General features: G+C 61.0%; 18 protein-coding genes and 1 riboswitch. Of the genes, 12 read left to right on the top strand and 6 right to left on the bottom strand.

Translation table 11 applies throughout. The annotated features are described in order from the left end of the window. Window positions 1-19: 19 nt before the first annotated feature. Window positions 20-898 carry a polyphosphate kinase 2 gene (ppk2, locus tag ASG19_RS04510; RefSeq protein ID WP_062453936.1) on the bottom strand — a complete coding sequence of 293 codons (879 nt, stop codon included), beginning with the start codon at window positions 896-898 and terminating at the stop codon, window positions 20-22. A gap of 148 nt (window positions 899-1,046) precedes the next feature. Here ppk2 and phoR point away from each other — a divergent pair, with 148 nt between their 5' ends. The 7 genes from phoR to phoB all read left to right on the top strand — a co-directional run bounded on the left by phoR (window position 1,047) and on the right by phoB (window position 8,932). Beyond that, window positions 1,047-2,312, top strand: coding sequence for a phosphate regulon sensor histidine kinase PhoR (gene phoR, locus ASG19_RS04505; RefSeq protein WP_244476078.1), 1,266 nt, complete (start codon window positions 1,047-1,049; stop codon window positions 2,310-2,312). A 195-nt stretch (window positions 2,313-2,507) separates the two neighbouring features. Continuing rightward, window positions 2,508-3,542, top strand: a complete 1,035-nt coding sequence (locus ASG19_RS04500; protein ID WP_062453935.1) for a substrate-binding domain-containing protein — start codon at window positions 2,508-2,510, stop codon at window positions 3,540-3,542. A gap of 187 nt (window positions 3,543-3,729) precedes the next feature. Then, window positions 3,730-5,214, top strand: coding sequence for a phosphate ABC transporter permease subunit PstC (pstC, locus tag ASG19_RS04495; protein ID WP_062453934.1), 1,485 nt, complete (start codon window positions 3,730-3,732; stop codon window positions 5,212-5,214). Continuing rightward, window positions 5,211-6,527, top strand: a complete 1,317-nt coding sequence (pstA, locus tag ASG19_RS04490) for a phosphate ABC transporter permease PstA (RefSeq protein ID WP_062453933.1) — start codon at window positions 5,211-5,213, stop codon at window positions 6,525-6,527. The genes pstC and pstA overlap by 4 nt, the downstream gene beginning before the upstream one ends. Before the next feature lie 15 nt (window positions 6,528-6,542). Continuing rightward, the gene (pstB, locus tag ASG19_RS04485) at window positions 6,543-7,358 is read left to right on the top strand and encodes a phosphate ABC transporter ATP-binding protein PstB (RefSeq protein WP_062453932.1); all 816 of its coding nucleotides are present in this window, start codon (window positions 6,543-6,545) and stop codon (window positions 7,356-7,358) included. Window positions 7,359-7,409: 51 nt separating this feature from the next. After that, complete coding sequence (gene phoU, locus ASG19_RS04480) at window positions 7,410-8,123, top strand: phosphate signaling complex protein PhoU (RefSeq protein ID WP_062453931.1); 714 nt, start codon at window positions 7,410-7,412, stop codon at window positions 8,121-8,123. A gap of 125 nt (window positions 8,124-8,248) precedes the next feature. Continuing rightward, window positions 8,249-8,932: a phosphate regulon transcriptional regulator PhoB gene (gene phoB, locus ASG19_RS04475; protein ID WP_062453930.1), complete on the top strand. Its 684-nt coding sequence runs from the start codon at window positions 8,249-8,251 to the stop codon at window positions 8,930-8,932. On the opposite strand, the gene ASG19_RS04470 is transcribed toward phoB, so the two are convergent. Then, on the bottom strand, window positions 8,914-9,828 hold the full coding sequence (locus tag ASG19_RS04470; protein ID WP_062453929.1) for an EamA family transporter: 915 nt from the start codon (window positions 9,826-9,828) through the stop codon (window positions 8,914-8,916). The two genes, phoB and ASG19_RS04470, sit on opposite strands and share 19 nt — an antisense overlap. A gap of 124 nt (window positions 9,829-9,952) precedes the next feature. On the opposite strand from ASG19_RS04470, the gene ASG19_RS04465 reads away from it, so the two are divergent. Continuing rightward, the gene (locus ASG19_RS04465; protein WP_082476187.1) at window positions 9,953-10,741 is read left to right on the top strand and encodes a helix-turn-helix transcriptional regulator; all 789 of its coding nucleotides are present in this window, start codon (window positions 9,953-9,955) and stop codon (window positions 10,739-10,741) included. Here the strand turns inward: ASG19_RS04465 and ASG19_RS04460 are convergent. Further along, window positions 10,680-11,114 (bottom strand): PACE efflux transporter, encoded by a 435-nt coding sequence (locus ASG19_RS04460; RefSeq protein WP_062453928.1) that lies wholly within the window; start codon window positions 11,112-11,114, stop codon window positions 10,680-10,682. The genes ASG19_RS04465 and ASG19_RS04460 overlap by 62 nt on opposite strands. A gap of 196 nt (window positions 11,115-11,310) precedes the next feature. Beyond that, window positions 11,311-11,850 carry a GcrA family cell cycle regulator gene (locus ASG19_RS04455; RefSeq protein WP_062453927.1) on the bottom strand — a complete coding sequence of 180 codons (540 nt, stop codon included), beginning with the start codon at window positions 11,848-11,850 and terminating at the stop codon, window positions 11,311-11,313. 451 nt (window positions 11,851-12,301) lie between these two features. On the opposite strand from ASG19_RS04455, the gene ASG19_RS04450 reads away from it, so the two are divergent. The 3 genes from ASG19_RS04450 (at window position 12,302) to ASG19_RS04440 (ending at window position 15,654) form a co-directional block, all read left to right on the top strand. Next, on the top strand, window positions 12,302-13,498 hold the full coding sequence (locus ASG19_RS04450) for an aspartate aminotransferase family protein (protein WP_062453926.1): 1,197 nt from the start codon (window positions 12,302-12,304) through the stop codon (window positions 13,496-13,498). A gap of 49 nt (window positions 13,499-13,547) precedes the next feature. Continuing rightward, complete coding sequence (gene argF, locus ASG19_RS04445) at window positions 13,548-14,465, top strand: ornithine carbamoyltransferase (protein ID WP_062453925.1); 918 nt, start codon at window positions 13,548-13,550, stop codon at window positions 14,463-14,465. A gap of 199 nt (window positions 14,466-14,664) precedes the next feature. After that, a complete protein-coding gene (locus ASG19_RS04440) occupies window positions 14,665-15,654 on the top strand; it encodes an Hsp33 family molecular chaperone (protein WP_062453924.1) in 990 nt (329 codons plus the stop codon). A gap of 13 nt (window positions 15,655-15,667) precedes the next feature. Here ASG19_RS04440 and apaG read toward each other — a convergent pair whose 3' ends face one another. Together apaG and ASG19_RS04430 are read right to left on the bottom strand one after the other, a co-directional pair. Further along, the gene (gene apaG / locus ASG19_RS04435) at window positions 15,668-16,060 is read right to left on the bottom strand and encodes a Co2+/Mg2+ efflux protein ApaG (protein ID WP_062453923.1); all 393 of its coding nucleotides are present in this window, start codon (window positions 16,058-16,060) and stop codon (window positions 15,668-15,670) included. Between the two features lie 166 nt (window positions 16,061-16,226). Then, on the bottom strand, window positions 16,227-17,417 hold the full coding sequence (locus ASG19_RS04430) for an O-succinylhomoserine sulfhydrylase (RefSeq protein WP_062453922.1): 1,191 nt from the start codon (window positions 17,415-17,417) through the stop codon (window positions 16,227-16,229). 46 nt (window positions 17,418-17,463) lie between these two features. After that, a riboswitch (SAM riboswitch) is annotated at window positions 17,464-17,542 on the bottom strand. A 73-nt stretch (window positions 17,543-17,615) separates the two neighbouring features. On the opposite strand from ASG19_RS04430, the gene ASG19_RS04425 reads away from it, so the two are divergent. Further along, window positions 17,616-18,710, top strand: coding sequence for a 2'-deoxycytidine 5'-triphosphate deaminase (locus tag ASG19_RS04425; protein WP_062453921.1), 1,095 nt, complete (start codon window positions 17,616-17,618; stop codon window positions 18,708-18,710). The last annotated feature ends 2 nt before the right edge of the window (window positions 18,711-18,712 follow it).

The raw sequence follows: 18,712 nt of genomic DNA, 5'->3' as shown, positions 1-18,712 counted from the left end.
CTCACTCACCTGTCTGTCTCTATTTCAGGAACTTGCTGCCAAAGCCGAGGATCTTGTCGTCGATCTCGCCGATCGCATCCCTGTCTTTCCCCTCGTAATCGAGGGACCCAAGAATGTGGCGGATGACGTTCAAATGCGCACGCCGCTTGTCGTTTGCCAGCACCACCGTCCATGGCGCAAGCTTGCTGTGTGTTCGCTCCAGCATCTGGTCGCGCTTTGCGGTGTAGTCAGGCCATTTGTTCAGTGCCGCGATGTCCATCGGCGAAAGCTTCCAGATCTTCAACGGATCGTGGCGCCGGTCGTGAAACCGCTTCAGCTGCATTTCCTGGCCGATATCCAGCCAGAACTTGAACAGATGGATATCGTCGTCGACGATCATCTCCTCGAACTGCGGCACGTCCTTCATAAAGGCTTCGTATTGGCCCGGCTTGCAGAAGCCCATGACAGGCTCGACCACGGCGCGATTGTACCAGGAGCGGTCGAACAGCACGATCTCGCCCGACGTCGGGAAGTGCGACACGTAACGCTGAAAATACCATTGGCCCGCTTCGGTGGGCGAAGGCTTGCTCAACGCCACCACGCGTGCCGATCGCGGATTGATATAGGAGCGGATGGACATGATCGTACCGCCCTTGCCGGCAGCATCCCGGCCTTCGAACAGCGCAATCATCCGCTTGCCGGTATCCTGCAGCCAGTACTGCACCTTCACGAGCTCGATCTGCAGCTTCTCCAGCTGCTTGGCGTATTTCTCCTTGTCCAACTTGTGGTCATAGGGAAAGCCGCCGGATTCCAGCGCGTGATCATGCACCCAGCCGGGCAGTTTCGGATCGTCAATGTCGAAATGCCTCAGCTTGCCATCGATTTCCAGTTCCGCTGACCGGCTGCTTGTCTCTGCCATGATTGCTGTCCTTTTTCCTTCGGCGGCCGAAACGGCTGCGACTGCTTCAACGGTTTGCAGGGCTTGAGGTTTCCCTCAGGACCGATGCATATCTGTCATGCAAGCGTTATATGACCGCAAGTTCGACCAAACAAAAAGGGGTTCGCGCGTGGAAGCGTTGCCGAAGGAAGAGCGCGGGTTTGCGCAAGAGCTGGCACTTCGCTTCCGGCGCGAGTGGCTGCTGCTTCTGCTGCTCTCGACGATCGCGGTGATCGCTTTTGTTGCCGGCGCGAACGATCTTCTGGTCTTCGCGCTCTGGCTTCCCCTCGTCGTCGCCGTACTGTCCCGGCCCTTGCCGGAGATACCTGTCGTACCGGTTGAAATGCCTGTTCCGGAGCCACCCGTCTTCGACCCGCTGCCGCTGATCTCGGCAACTCTCGGCACGCTGGACATGCCGGTCGTGGTGCTGGGTGGAGACATCACCGTTCTCTACCGCAACAAGGCGGCGGAGCGGGCCTTTGGCGATTTGCCGATCGGCACCCATCTGACGGCGCGGCTGCGGTCGCCCGGTATTCTCGACATGCTGCGCGAAACCATCGCGACCGGACAACCCAACCAGATCGAACATTCCGAGCGACTTCCGTCCGAACGGGTCTTCATCCTGCGCGTGGCGCCGATCGATATCGCCGACCTGGCACCTGGCATGGGAAACTATTACCTCTTGTCGTTCCGCGATGTCTCCGAACTGCGAAGCATCGACCGGATGCGATCCGATTTCGTCGCCAATGCAAGCCATGAGCTGAGAACGCCGCTTGCCTCGCTCAGAGGCTTCATCGAGACAATCCAGGGCCCGGCTCGCGGCGATCCGAAGGCGCAGGAACGCTTTCTCGGCATCATGCTCGACCAGGCGACCAGGATGAGCCGACTGGTGGACGACCTTCTCTCGCTGTCGCGGCTGGAACTGAAGTCGCATATTGCTCCGGACCAGACCGTGGACCTGAAGCCGCTGATCATCCATGTCAGCGACGCGCTCTTGCCTTTGGCCGAGGAACTGGGCGTCGAAATCCGCCTGCATCTTCCCGAAGGCAGGGTCGATGTGCTGGGCGATCGAGACGAACTGATCGAAGTGATCGAGAACCTCATCGAGAATGCCTGCAAGTATGGCCAGGAGGGCAAGTTCGTCGATGTCTTCCTGAAAGGCGGCGGCAGGCTGCCGGTCGAAGTCAATGTCATCGACAAGGGTCCGGGCATTCCCTCTGAGCACGTTCCCCGCCTGACCGAGCGTTTCTACCGCGTCAGCGTCGCCGACAGCCGCTCCAAGAAGGGCACCGGATTGGGGCTTGCCATCGTCAAGCACATCCTCACCAGGCACCGCGCCCGCCTGCTTGTGAAGTCGGAACTCGGCAAGGGGACGGAGTTTACCGTCCGTTTCTGACATAAAACCAACCCAGTTTTCCCGGTCTCTTCCAGAACGTCAATATTTTCAACAGCTTGAATTGTCACAAATGTTTCACCGAAGTGACATAAAAGCTAAGGCCAAGGGCGGCTATGACCAGCGGGCCGAGAGCCGGCAAATGTCTAAGAGGCCGGCATGACAAGATTTCTGGAAACCCATACCGGGAGAACTTCGATGAACATGTTCAAACTTTCCGCAGCAGCCCTCGTGGCCTCTGTTGCCTTTGCCGGCGTTGCATCCGCACGCGACCAGGTTCAGGTTGCCGGCTCCTCCACCGTTCTTCCCTATGCGAAGATCGTTGCCGAGACCTTTGCCGAGACCAACCCGAACTTCAAGGCACCGGTTGTTGAGTCCGGCGGCACGGGCGGCGGTCTGAAGGCATTCTGCTCCGGCGTCGGCGAAGGCACGATCGACGTTGCCAATGCTTCGCGCAAGATCAACAAGAGCGAAGCCGAAGCCTGCAAGGCTGCCGGCGTCACGGACGTTCAGGAAATCCGCATCGGTTACGACGGCATCGTATTCGCTGCCGACTCGTCGAACGGCGACATGAAGATCACCCCGAAGGATCTCTACAAGGCATTGGCTGCTGAAGTCGTCGTTGACGGCAAGCTCGTTGCCAACCCTTACAAGAACTGGTCGGAAGTCAATGCGACCCTGCCGAAGGGCCCGATCGCAGCTTACATCCCAGGCTCCAAGCACGGCACCCGCGAAGTCTTCGAAGAGAAGATCATGGCTGAAGGCTGCAAGGAAGCCGGCGCGACTGACGTCATCAAGGCTGCCATCACCGATGCCAAGCAGGCTGCTGCCAAGTGCGTTGCAGTTCGCAAGGACGGCGCAGCTGTCGACATCGACGGCGATTACACCGAAACGCTGGCCCGCATCTCGGCCAACAAGACCGGCCTCGGCGTTTTCGGCCTGGCCTTCTATGAAAACAACATGGACAAGCTGAAGGTCGCGACCGTTTCGGATGTCGTTGCTTCCACCGAAACCATTGCTTCGGGCAAGTACCCGGTGTCGCGCCCTCTGTTCTTCTACGTCAAGAAGGCTCACCTCGGCGTTATCCCAGGCCTCAAGGAATATGTTGAGTTCTTCATCTCCGACGAAATGATCGGCCCTGACAGCCCGCTCGCCGAATACGGCCTGGTTGCTGCTCCGGACGATCAGCGCGAACAGGTCCGCAAGGACTTCGAAGCCGGCAAGACCATGTAATCAAAATTCCGGCGCCGCTTCTTGCGGCGCCGGTCTTCTTTCGTGCCAGGCGGCGACTTGTCCGTCGCGCGACAGAAGCAAAGCTTGGCGTCAGTCGCTGCGTTTTGGATGGCGAAACATATTGATTCCGATGGTGGGATTTGTGCGGTAATGGGTGCCGTCGATGGCGGTAGGCCGGGGGATTTTAATGAGCACACCATTGATTTTATTGATTCTGGCGATAATTGCGATCGCTTGTTACGTTGTCGGAACCAGGCACGCCCTGGCAATCGCCGGCGGCCGTTCCTCAAAGCTTCATTCACGTCCGGGCTACTACGGCACCTTCGTCGCACTCTGCGCCGTTCTGCCGTCGGTTCTCATCCTGGCCGCGTGGCTGGTCGTCAGCCCCCTCTATATCAACTCCACTGTCCTCGATGGCTTTCCTGAAGACGTAAAGGCGCGTTCGCCGGCCGAACAGGGTCTCTCCTTCGGCATGGTAAGCTCGCTTGCGCGCGGCATGAACGTACTGAGCCTGGACGAGATCGAGCGCATCGGCGGAAATCCCGTCGAACTGCGCGCAGCGCTTGGCGCTAAGGGCGTCCCGCTTGCCGGCGACCCCGAACCATACATGGTCGAGTCCGCTGGCGATCTCAACGTCATGACCAAGATTAGCAACTGGGTTATGACCGCGGTAGTCCTTCTGGCAGCCCTGATCGGCGCCGGCTTTTCCTACACGCGCATCGCGCCGCGGTTTCGGGCTCGCAACCGTGTCGAGAAGGTGATCCTCGCCAGCCTCGTCGTCGCATCCTCGATCGCGATCCTGACCACGGTCGGCATCGTTGCCTCGATGCTGACGGAAGCAACGCACTTCTTCACCAGCATCCCGCCGTGGGAGTTCTTCTTCGGCACCGTCTGGGATCCGCGCTTTGCGGCCGCCGGCGCCACGGACTCGGCTGGTCAGTTCGGCCTTATCCCGCTGCTTCTCGGCACACTCTATATCGGCTTCGTCGCCATGCTCGTCGCCGTCCCGAGCGGTCTGTTTTCCGCGATCTACATGTCGGAATACGCCTCCCGCGGTGTCCGCTCCGTGGCAAAGCCGCTGCTCGAAGTGCTGGCCGGTATCCCCACCATCGTCTACGGCTTCTTTGCCCTGACAACGGTCGGCCCGTTCCTGCGCGACCTGTCTTCGCAGCTGAATGGCCTTGTCACCGGCGATTATGCCAACTTCATCCAGGCACAGAGCGTTCTCACCGCCGGCTTCGTCATGGGCATCATGCTGATCCCTTACGTCTCGTCGCTGTCGGACGACATCATCACCGCCGTGCCGGGAACGCTTCGTGACGGCTCGCTCGGTCTCGGCGCCACCCAGTCCGAAACCATCAAGAAGGTCGTCCTGCCGGCAGCCCTGCCGGGCATCGTCGGCGCCCTCCTGATGACCGCCTCGCGCGCCATCGGCGAAACCATGATCGTGGTGCTCGCCGCCGGTGTCGCCGCCCGCATGCAGCTCAACCCGTTCGAGCCGATGACGACGGTGACCGTCAAGATCGTCAGCCAGCTGACGGGCGACCTTGAATTCACCTCGCCGCAGACGCTTGTCGCCTTCGCACTCGGCATCACGCTGTTTGCGATCACGCTTTGCCTCAACATCTACGCGCTCTACATCGTGCGCAAATACCGGGAGCAGTACGAATGACCGACGTGGTTTCCTCCACCGCCGGCGTCTTGGCCAAGCCTGCCCGTCGCGATATCGGTATCAAACGCCGCTACGCCGCCGAGCGCCGCTTCCGCGCCTATGGCATCGCCGCTCTCTCGTTCGGCATCCTGTTCCTGATGCTCCTTCTGTGGTCGGTCGTCTCCAAGGGCTACACCGCCTTCCAGCAGACGATGATCACCATCCCTGTCGAGTTCTCGCAGCAGATCATCGACAAGGATAATGTGCGGGCTACGGATCCGGCCAAGCTGATGACGGCCAACTACCCGATCGTCGCCCGCAATGCGCTGGCGAAGGTTCTGGGCGTCGCCGAAACCGATCGCCAGGGCCTGCGTGCCGTCAACCAGATGATTTCGGACGGCGTTCGTGGCCAGCTGCGCGATATGGTCGTTTCCGATCCTGAGATCATCGGCACGACCCAGACGGTTTCGCTCCTGGCGGCCGGCGATATCGACAGCGCCGTGAAAGGCCAGATCAATCTCGACGTGGCGGAAACCAGCCGCAAGGTGTCCGACCAGCAGGTCGGATGGATGAAGCAGCTGACCGACAGCGGTGCGCTCGCCAAGGAATTCAACACCGGCATTTTCTTCAACGGCGCGTCCAGCCGTCCGGAAGCAGCCGGCGTCGGCGTCGCCCTGATCGGCTCCTTCTATATGATGCTGATCGTGCTCGTCCTGTCCCTGCCGATCGGCGTCGCAGCCTCGATCTATCTTGAAGAGTTTGCCCCGAAGAACCGGTTCACGGACCTGATCGAGGTCAACATCAACAATCTCGCAGCGGTCCCGTCGATCGTCTACGGTCTGTTGGGTCTCGCGGTCTTCATCAACTTCATGGGCCTGCCGCGCTCGGCCTCGCTCGTCGGCGGCCTGGTGCTGACGCTGATGACGCTGCCGACCATTATCATCGCCACCCGCGCGGCACTGAAAGCAGTACCACCGTCGATCCGTGCTGCAGCGCTCGGGCTCGGTGCCTCGAAGATGCAGACGATTTTCCACCATGTCCTGCCGCTTGCCATGCCCGGTATCCTGACCGGTACGATCATCGGCCTCGCGCACGCCCTCGGCGAAACCGCGCCGCTCCTCTTGATCGGCATGGTCGCCTTCGTGGCGAACTATCCGACCACGCCGATGGATCCATCGACGGCACTGCCGGTACAGATCTACATGTGGGCCAACGAGGCGGAACGCGCCTTCGTTGAACGAACCTCGGGAGCGATCATGATCCTGCTCCTGTTCCTGATCTTGATGAATGTTGGCGCAATTCTCTTGCGACGCCGCTTCGAACGGCGTTGGTAGAGGAAGGGGGAAGCAATGAACATGATGTCAGAAGCTGCAGTTGAGAAGGCGCTGGACAAGAAAATGAACGACGTTGCATATAAGATGATCGGCAAGGATGTCTCCGTTTATTACGGTGACAAGCGCGCCCTTTATGACGTGAACCTGAATGTCCGCCAAAATACCGTCACTGCTTTGATCGGTCCGTCTGGCTGCGGCAAGTCCACCTTCCTGCGCACGATGAACCGCATGAACGACACGATCGAGGGTTGCCGCGTCACCGGCAAGATCACGCTCGACGGCGACGATATCTACGACAAGGAAATCGACGTCGTGGAGCTGCGTGCCCGGGTCGGCATGGTGTTCCAGAAGCCGAACCCGTTCCCGAAGTCGATCTACGAGAACATTGCCTACGGTCCCCGGATCCACGGCCTTGCCCGTGGCAAAACGGAAATGGACGCGATCGTCGAGGCAAGCCTGCAGCGCGCCGGCCTCTGGGCAGAAGTCAAGGATCGCCTGCATGAAGGCGGTACCGGCCTTTCCGGCGGTCAGCAGCAGCGCCTTTGCATCGCCCGTGCGATCGCCGTTTCGCCTGAAGTCATTCTGATGGACGAGCCGTGCTCGGCACTCGACCCCATCGCCACGGCCAAGGTCGAGGAACTGATCCACGAACTGCGCGCCAACTACACGATCGTGATCGTCACCCACTCGATGCAGCAGGCGGCCCGCGTTTCGCAGCGCACGGCGATGTTCCATCTCGGCCACCTGGTCGAGGAAAACGATACCGACAAGATGTTCACCAATCCGGATGACCAGCGCACCCAGGATTACATCATGGGCCGCTTCGGCTGATGCGGGCGCAGAGCCCGTCAGCCGCAACTGCAGACATCAAGGATCAGACACATGGTTTCGACCCATATTCTCTCGGCCTATGACGAGGAACTGAAATACCTGAACCGCCGGATCTCCGAAATGGGCGGCCTGGCGGAGCAGATGTGCGGAGATGCCGTGCGTGCGCTCGTGAACTCCGACTCCGCACTGGCCCAGAAGGTCATCTCGGACGACGTCATTCTCGACCATGCCGAGCGCGATATCCAGGACAAGGCGATCGTCACCATCGCCAAGCGTCAGCCGATGGCGGCCGACCTTCGCGAGATCATCGGCACGCTGCGCATTGCAGCTGACCTGGAACGCGTCGGCGACCTTGGTAAGAACACCGCCAAGCGCGTGCTCGCCGTGCAGGGAACAGGCGTCCCGCGCAAGCTCGCCCGTGGTCTGGAGCATCTTTCCGAACTGGCGCTGGTGCAGCTCAAGGACGTTCTTGATGTCTTCGCTAACCGCTCTGCGGAAAAAGCCGAGATCATCCGCCAGCGCGACGAAGAAATCGACGCGATGTACACCTCGCTGTTCCGCGAACTCCTCACCTACATGATGGAGGATCCGCGCAACATCACCACGTGCACCCATCTCCTGTTCTGCGCCAAGAACATCGAGCGCATCGGCGACCACGCGACGAATATCGCCGAGACCATCTACTACATCGCGACCGGCGCACAGCCGGAGGGCGAACGTCCGAAGGACGATACGTCCAACATGCTCGGCTCCGCCGGGACATGATGCAGCTCTCCCGAAATCGCCCGCCGGTTTCGGGACGATAACTGCCAAAACCAATGACCTGAAGCAGCGCGAGCGGATCTGGCGGATCCCAGTGCAGTTCGGGACGAGTGACGGAGCAAGTCGGAATGCAGCCGAAGATCGCAGTCGTGGAAGACGAAGAGGCCCTCAGCGTCCTCCTTCGGTATAACCTGGAGGCCGAGGGTTACGAGGTCGATACCGTGCTTCGCGGTGACGAAGCGGAAATCAGGCTTCAGGAGCGCGTTCCGGATCTTCTCATTCTCGACTGGATGCTGCCGGGCGTTTCAGGCATCGAACTCTGCCGTCGCCTGCGTATGCGGCCGGAGACGGAACGCCTGCCAATCATCATGCTGACGGCGCGCGGCGAAGAAAGCGAGCGCGTTCGTGGGCTTGCCACCGGCGCAGACGACTATGTGGTCAAGCCTTTCTCGACGCCGGAACTGATGGCCCGCGTCAAGGCGATGCTGCGCCGTGCCCGACCAGAGGTCCTTTCGAGCGTCCTCAAATGCGGCGATATCGAACTCGATCGCGAAACCCATCGCGTTCACCGCAAGAGCCGCGAAGTTCGCCTCGGGCCGACAGAGTTTAGACTTCTGGAATTCCTGATGGCCTCACCCAGCCGCGTCTTTTCGCGCTCGCAGCTGCTCGACGGCGTCTGGGGCCATGACATCTATGTCGACGAGCGTACCGTCGACGTGCATGTAGGGCGCCTCCGGAAGGCGCTCAACTTTTCCAACATGCAGGATGTCATCCGCACGGTCCGCGGTGCCGGCTACTCGATGGAAGCCTGAGCACCGCGTCTCCTAGCCGGCAGCGTCATGGCAATGACACCGGCCACGACGCAGGCCAGGCCGAGCCATGCTGTCGAAGCAAGCGTTTCGCCGAGAAACACGACACCGATGCCAACGCCGATCGGCACCCGGAGATAGGCCTGCGCCGTCGTGCCGACGGAGCCGAGCGTCTGCACTAGCCGGAAATAGATGACGAAGGCGAGCGCCGTCGAAAATACCGCCAGCGCCAATAGGGCGAGCATGGAATCGGTGCTCGGTGTCAGCGTCCAGGGCCGGTCGACCACAAGGCTGACAGGAATGAGGATGGCCGCCCCTGCGATCAGCGATCCCGCGGCGGGCATCATCGGGTCCAATCCCTTAAAATTCTTGCCGAAGATGGCAGCCGCCGCATAGCAGATCGTCGCCGCCACGATGGCGAGTTGCGCCCAGAGGTTCTCGCCCGAGCCGGCAAGCGCCTCCATGCCGACGATCAGGCATATGCCGACAATGCCTGCCGCAACTCCGAACAGCTTGGCCGCAGAGACGCTTTCATGGCGCGTGATCAGGGCCGTCAGCAGAAACGCGAAGATCGGCGTCGTTGAACTCAAAATGGTGGCAAGGCCCGCATCGGTCGTCTGTTCGGCCCAGGCAATCAGGGTGAAGGGGACAGCGCTGTTCAGGCAGGCCTGAACCGTGAAGAGCGTCCAGGTCTGCCGGTCCCTCGGCAGTTTCAAGCCGCGCAGGTGCAGTGCCGCAACGAGAATGAGACCGGCGACCAGCGTCCTGACGGCGATAAAGGTGATGGGCGAGATCGTCTCCACACCGACCTTGATCAGCGTGTAGGACGCGCCCCAAAGCGTCGCGAGCGTGAGGAGCAGCAACAGATCCGTTGCCATGCTTGTTTTGGTGTCCGCCATTCCAGTTCCTATCCCCATCCATGCAATCTCCGCCCCTCTTAGCGGAGAGAGGAAAAGAAATGCTTCGGCGACGGCCGAACCGTTGACCGCTGACGGCAAAGTTTTCCGGTGCTAGAACTGGATCATGTCCAATATGGTTTCAGGAAATACGATTGCGGAAGTTGCAAGCCTGATCGGCGATGCTGCACGCGCCAACATGCTGTCCGCGCTGATGGGCGGCCAGGCCCTGACGGCGGGCGAACTGGCAAGCCACGCAGGTGTCACCGCGCAGACCACCAGCGGCCATCTCGGCAAACTGGCCCAGGCGCATCTGATCGCAGTCGAAAAGCAGGGCAGGCACCGCTATTACCGACTTGCCTCTCCGGAAGTCGCGCACGCGATCCACGCGTTGATGGCAGTCGCCGCAGACGGACCGAAGCGCCATCACCCTGTGGGCCCGAAAGATGAAGCGTTACGGCTAGTCCGCACCTGTTACGACCACATGGCCGGCCGTCTCGCCATCGCGCTCGCCGACTCCCTGACCGGCAACGGCTATCTGCTGCTCGGCGATGGAGCCGGCCTGATCACCGATGAAGGCCGGCGTTTCTTTTGTGATTTCGGGATCGATCTCGACCAGCTGACCCGTTCGAAACGCCCGCTCTGCCGGACATGCCTCGATTGGAGCGAGCGACGGCCGCATCTGGCGGGACAAATGGGTGCGGCGCTGCTGGACCGCGCTCTTGGCGTCGGCTGGATCAGCCGCCGAGAGGAAACCCGGGCTCTGCGGATCACGCGCGCCGGAGAGATCGGGTTTGCTGACAAATTCAGGCTTCCATCGGACTGGCGTATTGCACCGTCCGAAACTCTGATGGTCAGGCGGCTTCCTGGGTCTTCCATTCCGGCAGCGGGAACAACTTGTCGTAGCCAAGATTGAAGAGATAGGCATAGACCACGTAGAACAGCGCGATCGCGATATCCATTGTCAGCGCATGGAGAAGGGTAATCTGCAGATACCACGCGATAAACGGCATCAGCACGACCAGCAGACCGATTTCGAACAGCACCGCATGAGCAATGCGCAAGGCAGGCGTCTTTAGCGTCGTACCCCGTCGCGCCTGCAGAAAGCGGTCGAAACCCAGATTGTAGAGGTAGTTCCAGCCGGTCGCGACCGTCGCAGACACGACGCCGACAATGCCCATATGTTCGGCCGGCATGTCGAAGACGAAAGCGCCGAGCGGCACCATCATCAGAAGCCCGATGATTTCAAAGCTGATGGCGTGGCGAATACGGTCTCTTATCGAGCGCATGATCTTCCCCTTTAGGTGAGGTTCATGCCGGGTCGTCCCGGCGTTATGCCCATTCAGGGGGAGGTCGTCCTCTCTCGAGGCCGAAATAGGAGCCCAGGGAGTGCGAGGCAAGTTTTTTCAGCGCAAGTCAGCCATGCCGAAGACGCAAAAGGCGGGCCAGAGCCCGCCTTCGATCTTGTTTCCGCAGCCGCCTGGCTTAGGACGCGCGGGCAGCCGGACGACGGCGCTCGTGTACCGGCTGGTAGGCAAGCTTCGCGTGATATTTGCAATAGGGCGACGCATCCTGCGCATCGCAACCGCAGAAATGGAAGTCGTCCGTCAGCGGATCGCCAACCGGCCACTTGCATGTGCGCTCGGTGAGATCCGTCAGCGACAGACGACGCGAGATCGGCACGACGACGCTGCCGGAAGCGGTGTATTTCACCGGCTCGGCGACGTTGACGTCCTGATCTTCCTTGAGGGCGTTTGCACCCACCGTCCGTGCTGCGGGACGGGCTGTGTCGCGTCCGGCAAAGCTCGGCGCGCGCGGAGCTGCGGGCGCTGGGCGCTTAGATGCCGGGCGATTGGCCGACGCCGAACCGCCTGCTTTGGCGCGACCCGGAAGGTTGAGACGGTGCACTTTGCCGATCACGGCATTGCGGCTTACGCCTCCAAGTTGGGCTGCAATCTGGCTGGCGCTGAGACCTTCCGACCATAGTTTTTTAAGTCGCTCGACGCGCTCATCAGTCCAGTTCATGCCGTTCTCCGCCTTTGAACGTTGCTGGCAGACAGAATCCGTTCACCTCTGCGGCGAAATAAATCCGCCGCACCCACGCAATCTATGCTTCGAGGTGACTAGTTCCGCCGCATGCGTTCTAGTAATTGAGGATTAACCTAGTGTGTGGCTGACTCCGTGGCAAGAGTCGCTCGAATCGCCGCGAATCGATTTCGCGGTTTTCCCCAACTTGCTGCCCTCAAGAGTCATTTTTGTCACAGACCGAAATGCCGCAATACAGCATCAGGTTGCATCGCGGCATATGCCCCGAAAGCCCTATAAAACACCAAGTTTTGTTGACATGGAGGCACTTAGCCATGATAGTGCCCGCGCCGCCCGGTGGGCGGCATTTTTGATTTTTCAGGCCGCATTCCCGGTCTCCGGAGAGGTCTGGAGAGGGGGGTCGGAACCTACCCAGAGGAGTGATGTCGCCATGGCTGAAGCCGCACTTTACGACACGTTTGCCCGGGCACCTTTGCGCTTTGATCGAGGCGAGGGCGTATGGCTTGTGACGGAAGGTGGCGAGCGATATCTGGATTTCGGGGCAGGCGTTGCCGTCACCTCCTGCGGTCATTCCAATCCGCATCTGGTGAACGCGCTGAAGTCGCAGGCCGAGAAGGTCTGGCACCTTTCCAACCTCTATGAGATCCCGGAGCAGGAGCGTCTGGCCCGCCGTCTGGTGGATGCCACCTTCGCGGACAAGGTGTTCTTTACCAATTCCGGCGCTGAAGCGCTTGAGACCGCCATCAAGACGGCGCGTCGCTATCATTTCTCCAAGGGTCATCCGGAGAAATTCCACATCATCACCTTCGAAGGTGCCTTCCACGGCCGGACCATCGCGACGATTGCCGCCGGTGGTCAGGAAAAATATATGGAAGGCTTCGGCCCGAAGGCGCCAGGGTTCGATCAGGTGCCGTTCGGTGATCTCGACGCCCTCAACGCTGCGATAAACGATAACACCGGCGCGCTGCTGATCGAGCCGATCCAGGGCGAGGGCGGCGTGCGCGTCGTGGACAAGGAATTCCTGCGCGAGCTGCGTCGCATCTGCGACGACCGGGGTCTGCTGCTGATCCTCGACGAAGTGCAGAGCGGGGTTGGCCGCACCGGCCGGTTCTTCGCCCACGAACTGACAGGCATCACGCCTGATATCATGGCTGTTGCCAAGGGCATCGGCGGCGGCTTCCCGTTCGGCGCCTGCCTTGCGACCGCAGAGGCTGCTTCCGGCATGAAGCCCGGCATTCACGGCACGACCTATGGCGGCAATCCGCTCGGCATGGCCTGCGGCAACGCAGTGCTCGACGTCGTGCTCGCCGATGGCTTCCTTGAAAACGTCCGCGATGTCGCGCTCGTGTTCCGCCAGGGACTGGCAAGCCTGAAGGACCGTTTCCCTGACGTGATCGAAGATATCAGAGGCGAAGGCCTGATGCTCGGCATCAAGGCAAGGGTGCCTGCTGGCGATCTGGTCGTTGCAATGCGCGATGAGAAAATGCTGTCAGTACCTGCTGGCGATAACGTCGTGCGCCTTCTGCCGCCGTTGACGATCACGGCCGAGGAAGCCCGCGAGGGGCTCGCACGGATCGAACGGGCAGCCGAAAAGCTGACCGAGGCAGAACTCAAGAAAACAGCCTGAGCGCGATGAGGGGTGCCGGTGACGGTTCCCCTCGAGAGGGGACGATAGCATGGCATCACCAAAGCATTTCCTGGATCTTTCGGCGGTTTCGCCGGAGGATCTCCGCACCATTCTCGACGACGCGAAGAGCCGCAAGCAGGCCTTCAAGGCCGGCAAGGGCGACCAGCCGCTCGCCGGCAAGATGTTGGCGATGATTTTCGAAAAGCCGTCCACCCGCACCCGCGTCTCTTTCGATGTCGGCATGCGCCAGCTCGGCGGCGAAACGCTCTTCCTGTCCGGCACGGAAATGCAGCTCGGCCGCGCCGAGACGATCGGCGATACGGCACGTGTCCTGTCGCGCTATGTCGATGCGATCATGATCCGCACCACCGATCACAACCGCATGCGGGAAATGGCCGAGCACGCCACCGTGCCTGTTATCAACGCGCTGACCGACGATACCCATCCCTGCCAGATCATGGCCGACCTGATGACCTTCGAGGAGCATCGCGGTCCTGTCAAAGGCAAGACCATCGCCTGGACGGGTGACGGCAACAACGTGCTGCACTCGCTCGTCGAAGGCTCGGCGCGGTTCGGCTACAAGATGAACATGGCCGTGCCAATGGGCTCCGAGCCGCATGACAAGTTCCTCAACTGGGCCCGCAACAATGGCGGCGAGATCATGCTCTGCCACGACGCCGAACGGGCGGTCACCGGCGCTGATGTCGTCGTCACCGATACGTGGGTGTCGATGAACCAGGAGCACAAGGCGCGTGGCCACAACATCTTCCAGCCCTATCAGGTCAACAAGGCGCTGATGGATCAGGCAAACAAGGACGCGCTCTTCATGCACTGCCTGCCGGCGCATCGCGGCGAGGAAGTCACCGACGAGGTCATCGACGGACCGCAGTCGGTGGTGTTCGACGAGGCGGAAAACCGTCTTCACGCGCAGAAGTCGATCCTTGCCTGGTGCTTCGGCATCGTCTGAGGATCGAAAGCGCTTCCGACTTGAATTCGATGAGAGCCGCCACCATCTGACGGCTTTCAAAGCGCGCCGCCGAACGAGTGCGGCGCTTCAACACGATATCGTCAACGTTCTCAAATCCCCGGCCGGCGGTTCCGCTGCGGCTGGCGCTTGTGTAAAAGCGTTCGAGGAACTGAGAGCGCCGGCGCGAAGGAGTTAACTCATGGCGGAAGCGACTGTTGAACTGAACGAACTCGATTTTGCCGGCGACGACCGCGTCGTGCCCTTCCAGGTGGATGGTCTTGATGTGCGTGGCCGTGCAGTCCAGCTCGGGCCACTCCTCAACGCGATCCTCGGACGGCACGATTATCCGGCACCGGTCGCGCGGCTGCTGGCGGAAGCCGTCGTGCTCACTGCACTGCTGGGCACTTCGCTGAAATTCGAAGGCAAGTTCACCATGCAGACCAAGGGTGACGGCCCGGTCGACCTGCTTGTTGCCGATTTCTCCACGCCGGATGCACTGCGCGCCTATGCCCGCTACGACGAGGATGCACTGGCCGAAGCCGTCGAGAACGGCAAGATCTCGCCTGCCGAACTGCTCGGCCATGGCTTTCTTGCGCTGACGATCGATCAGGGCCGCGGCATGCAGCCCTATCAGGGCATCGTTCCGATGGACGGCTCGTCGCTTGAAGAAATGGCCGGCGTCTACTTCCGCCAGTCCGAACAGATCCCGACCCGGGTTCGCCTCGCCGTCGCCGAACTCATCGACCGCGACGAGGACGGCAACCCGCGCCACAACTGGCGCGCTGGCGGACTTGTCGCCCAGTTCCTTCCGCAGGCGCCTGAGCGCATGCGCCAGCCCGACCTGCATGGCGGCGACGGTGACGAACGCGATGCCGTCGAAGTCGAGGACGATGCCTGGTTAGAGGCGAGCACGCTGGTCGGCACCATCGATACGGACGAGCTGACCGATCCGCAGGTGGCGATCGAACGGCTGCTGTTCCGGCTGTTCCACGAGCGCGGCGTGCGGGTCTATGATCCGCAGACGGTGTTCGACCGCTGCAGCTGCTCGCGCGACAAGATCAAGGGCGTTCTGGGCGGGTTCTCTGCGGAAGAAATCCACGCGAGTGTGGAAGATGGAGAAATCGCGGTAACCTGCGAGTTCTGCTCGACCACCTACAAGTTCGTGACGGAGGAATTCGAAAGCGCCTGATCCGCTTTGCGGGTCAGTTCAGAACGCGCACGACGCCTGGTGAATCCAGCGAGAAGGCGGGAATGTCGACTTTGAAAGTCTCGCCTTCGTCCGTCTTCATATCGTAGGTGCCGAACATGACGCCGGATGGCGTGTCGAGCGGGCACCCGGACGAATATTCGTAGCTGTCGCCCGGCTCCAGTCGCGGCTGGTCGCCAACGACGCCTGGTCCGTCGACCTCGTCGACGATCCCGTTTTCGTCCGTGATGTTCCAGTAGCGGTGCACGAGCGTGACGCTGATCGAGGACTTGTTCTCGATGACGATCCGGTATCCCCAGACATAACGACTGTCCTCGGGGCTCGACTGCTCCTCGAGATAATAGGGCTCGACGGCGACGTCTATGTCTCTGGTGCGGGCGCGGTACATTGGCACCTCAAGATTGCTCATCGTGCCGATATCGTACAGTGGGGGAGAAAGGTCAAGAATTCTCGCGGCTTGCATCTGAGGCAATGTCGCGTTCTTGATGATAGGGATAACTGATATGGTAAACCCGGAGCGTTCCGGGTCTACCCATCGTTCGGCGTAAAGCCGATCAGATCTGCTTCAGCGCCTGCGCGAAATCTTCCAGCAGGTCGTACGCATCCTCGATGCCGGCCGAAAAGCGCACGGTGCCGGGCGAAATTCCTAGTTCCGTACGGGCTTCGTCGCTGAGGTTTTTGTGCGTCGTCGTTGCCGGATGCGTGATGATGGAGCGGGTGTCGCCGAGATTGTTGGAGATGGTGACCACCTCCATGGCATTCTGCAGCTTGAAGGCCGCTTCCTTGCCGCCCTTCAGCTCGAAACAGACCAGCGTCGATCCGCCCGTCATCTGCTTGGCGATGATATCGGCCTGCGGATGATCCTTGCGACCGGGATAGATCACTTTCGCGACCTTGGACTGCTCGGCCAGGAAATCGGCGATCTTTGCCGCATTCGACGTCTGCTGGGCAACACGGATCGGCAGCGTTTCCAGGCCCTTGATCAGTGTCCATGCGGTAAACGGTGACATCGCCGGACCGGTATGGCGATAATAGTCCTGCAGGTGCTCCAGAACCCATTCGCGGTCCGAAAGGATGACGCCGGCAAGGCTGCGGCCCTGGCCGTCGATATGCTTGGTGGCGGAATAGACGACCACATGGGCGCCGAGTTCCAGCGGCCGCTGGAAGAGCGGCGTTGCGAACACGTTGTCGACCACCAGACGGGCGCCGACCTGATTGGCAAGCTTGGCAACGCCGGCAATGTCAATCACTTCCAGCGTCGGGTTTGTCGGGCTTTCCAGGAAAAACACCTTGGTGTTGGGCTTGATCGCCGCTTCCCAGTTGGCAAGGTCGCGACCGTCGACCAGCGTGCATTCGATGCCGTAGCGCGGGGCGAGCGTTTCGACAACCCAGCGGCAGGAACCGAAAAGTGCCCGCGCGGCAACGATATGGTCGCCGGCGCGAAGCTGGCACATGAGCGCTGCCGTGATGGCGGCCATGCCGGAGGCGGTGGCACGGGCTTCTTCTGCACCTTCCAGCGCACACATGCGCTTTTCGAACATGTCGTTGGTGGGACTGCCGTAGCGGGCATAGATATAGCCGTCGGCCTCGCCCTTGAAACGGGCCTCGGCGGCTTCTGAACTGTCGTAGGCGAAGCCCTGCGTCAGGTAGATGGCTTCAGACATCTCGCCGTATTGCGAGCGCAGCGTGCCGCCATGGACGAGCGTGGTGGCCGGGCGCCAGTTCTTGTTCGGGGATTTGCTCATGTGTTCATCACCTTCGTGATACAAAAAAACCGGCCGCAATCGCAGACCGGTTTTCAACCCGGTCTTTTTAGCCACTTGTTTAACGTGGCTGCAAGCCGACCGGCCAAATCACCACGGGATAAAGCTGCCTTACGCCTCGCTTCCGCTTGCGTCAATGGTCCGCATTTGGTTTTGTCGCCCCCAAAATCTGAAAGAGACATGATGGCTCGCGAAACGGGAATTCTGGCGGACCGCGCAATTGCGGCGCTCTTCGAACAAGGACGGCTGAAGTCCGAGAGGGCGCTTGATCAGGACCAGATCCAGCCGGCGAGCCTTGATCTGCGCTTGGGGCAGAAGGCGTTTCGCGTGCGCGCCTCGTTCATGCCGGGGCCGATGAGCCTCGTGTCCGACAAGCTCGAGCGCCTCAGCCTGCACGTCATCGATCTCTCCGAAAGCGCCGTCCTCGAAACCGGCTGCGTCTATATCGTGCCGCTGATGGAAAGCCTCGATCTGCCGGCCGAGATGTCGGCTTCGGCCAATCCGAAAAGCTCCACCGGCCGCCTCGATATCTTTACCCGCGTCATCACCGATCGCGCCCAGGAGTTCGACAAGATCCCTTCAGGCTATCGCGGTCCGCTCTATCTCGAAATTTCCCCGCGCACATTTCCGATCGTCGTGCGCCAAGGCTCGCGCCTGTCGCAGATCCGCTTCCGCGTCGGCAACGCCCTTCTGCAGGAGCCGGAGCTGTTGGCGCTGCATGGAGCCGAAACGCTGGTCGCCGCCGCGCAGCCGAACATTTCCGGCGGCGGCATAGCGCTATCGATCGACCTTGCCGGCGACAACGATGGCCTGATCGGCTACCGCGGCAAGCACCACACGGCCGTCGTCGATGTCGACAAGAAGGCCCAGCATGATCTGTTCGATTTCTGGGAGCCGATCCACAGCCGCGGCCGCAACGAACTGATTCTGGATCCGGATGAATTCTACATCCTCGTCTCGCGCGAGGCCGTCCATGTGCCACCGCTCTACGCGGCCGAAATGACACCGTTCGACCCGCTGGTCGGCGAATTCCGCGTCCATTACGCCGGCTTCTTCGACCCCGGCTTCGGCCACGAGGCCGCCGGCGGCCGCGGCAGCCGCGCAGTCCTAGAGGTGCGCAGCCACGAGGTCCCGTTCATCCTCGAAGACGGCCAGATCGTCGGTCGCCTCGTCTACGAACACATGCTGGAAGAACCCCAGGGCCTCTACGGCTCCGGCCTCGGCTCGAACTATCAGGCGCAGGGCCTCAAACTCTCCAAGCATTTCCGCAGCTAGGA

The organism is Rhizobium sp. Leaf306 (assembly GCF_001423425.1).
GTDB lineage: Bacteria > Pseudomonadota > Alphaproteobacteria > Rhizobiales > Rhizobiaceae > Neorhizobium > Neorhizobium soli.
The sequence above is the reverse complement of the archived record's forward strand: the minus strand, read 5'-3'. Positions and strand labels throughout refer to the sequence as shown.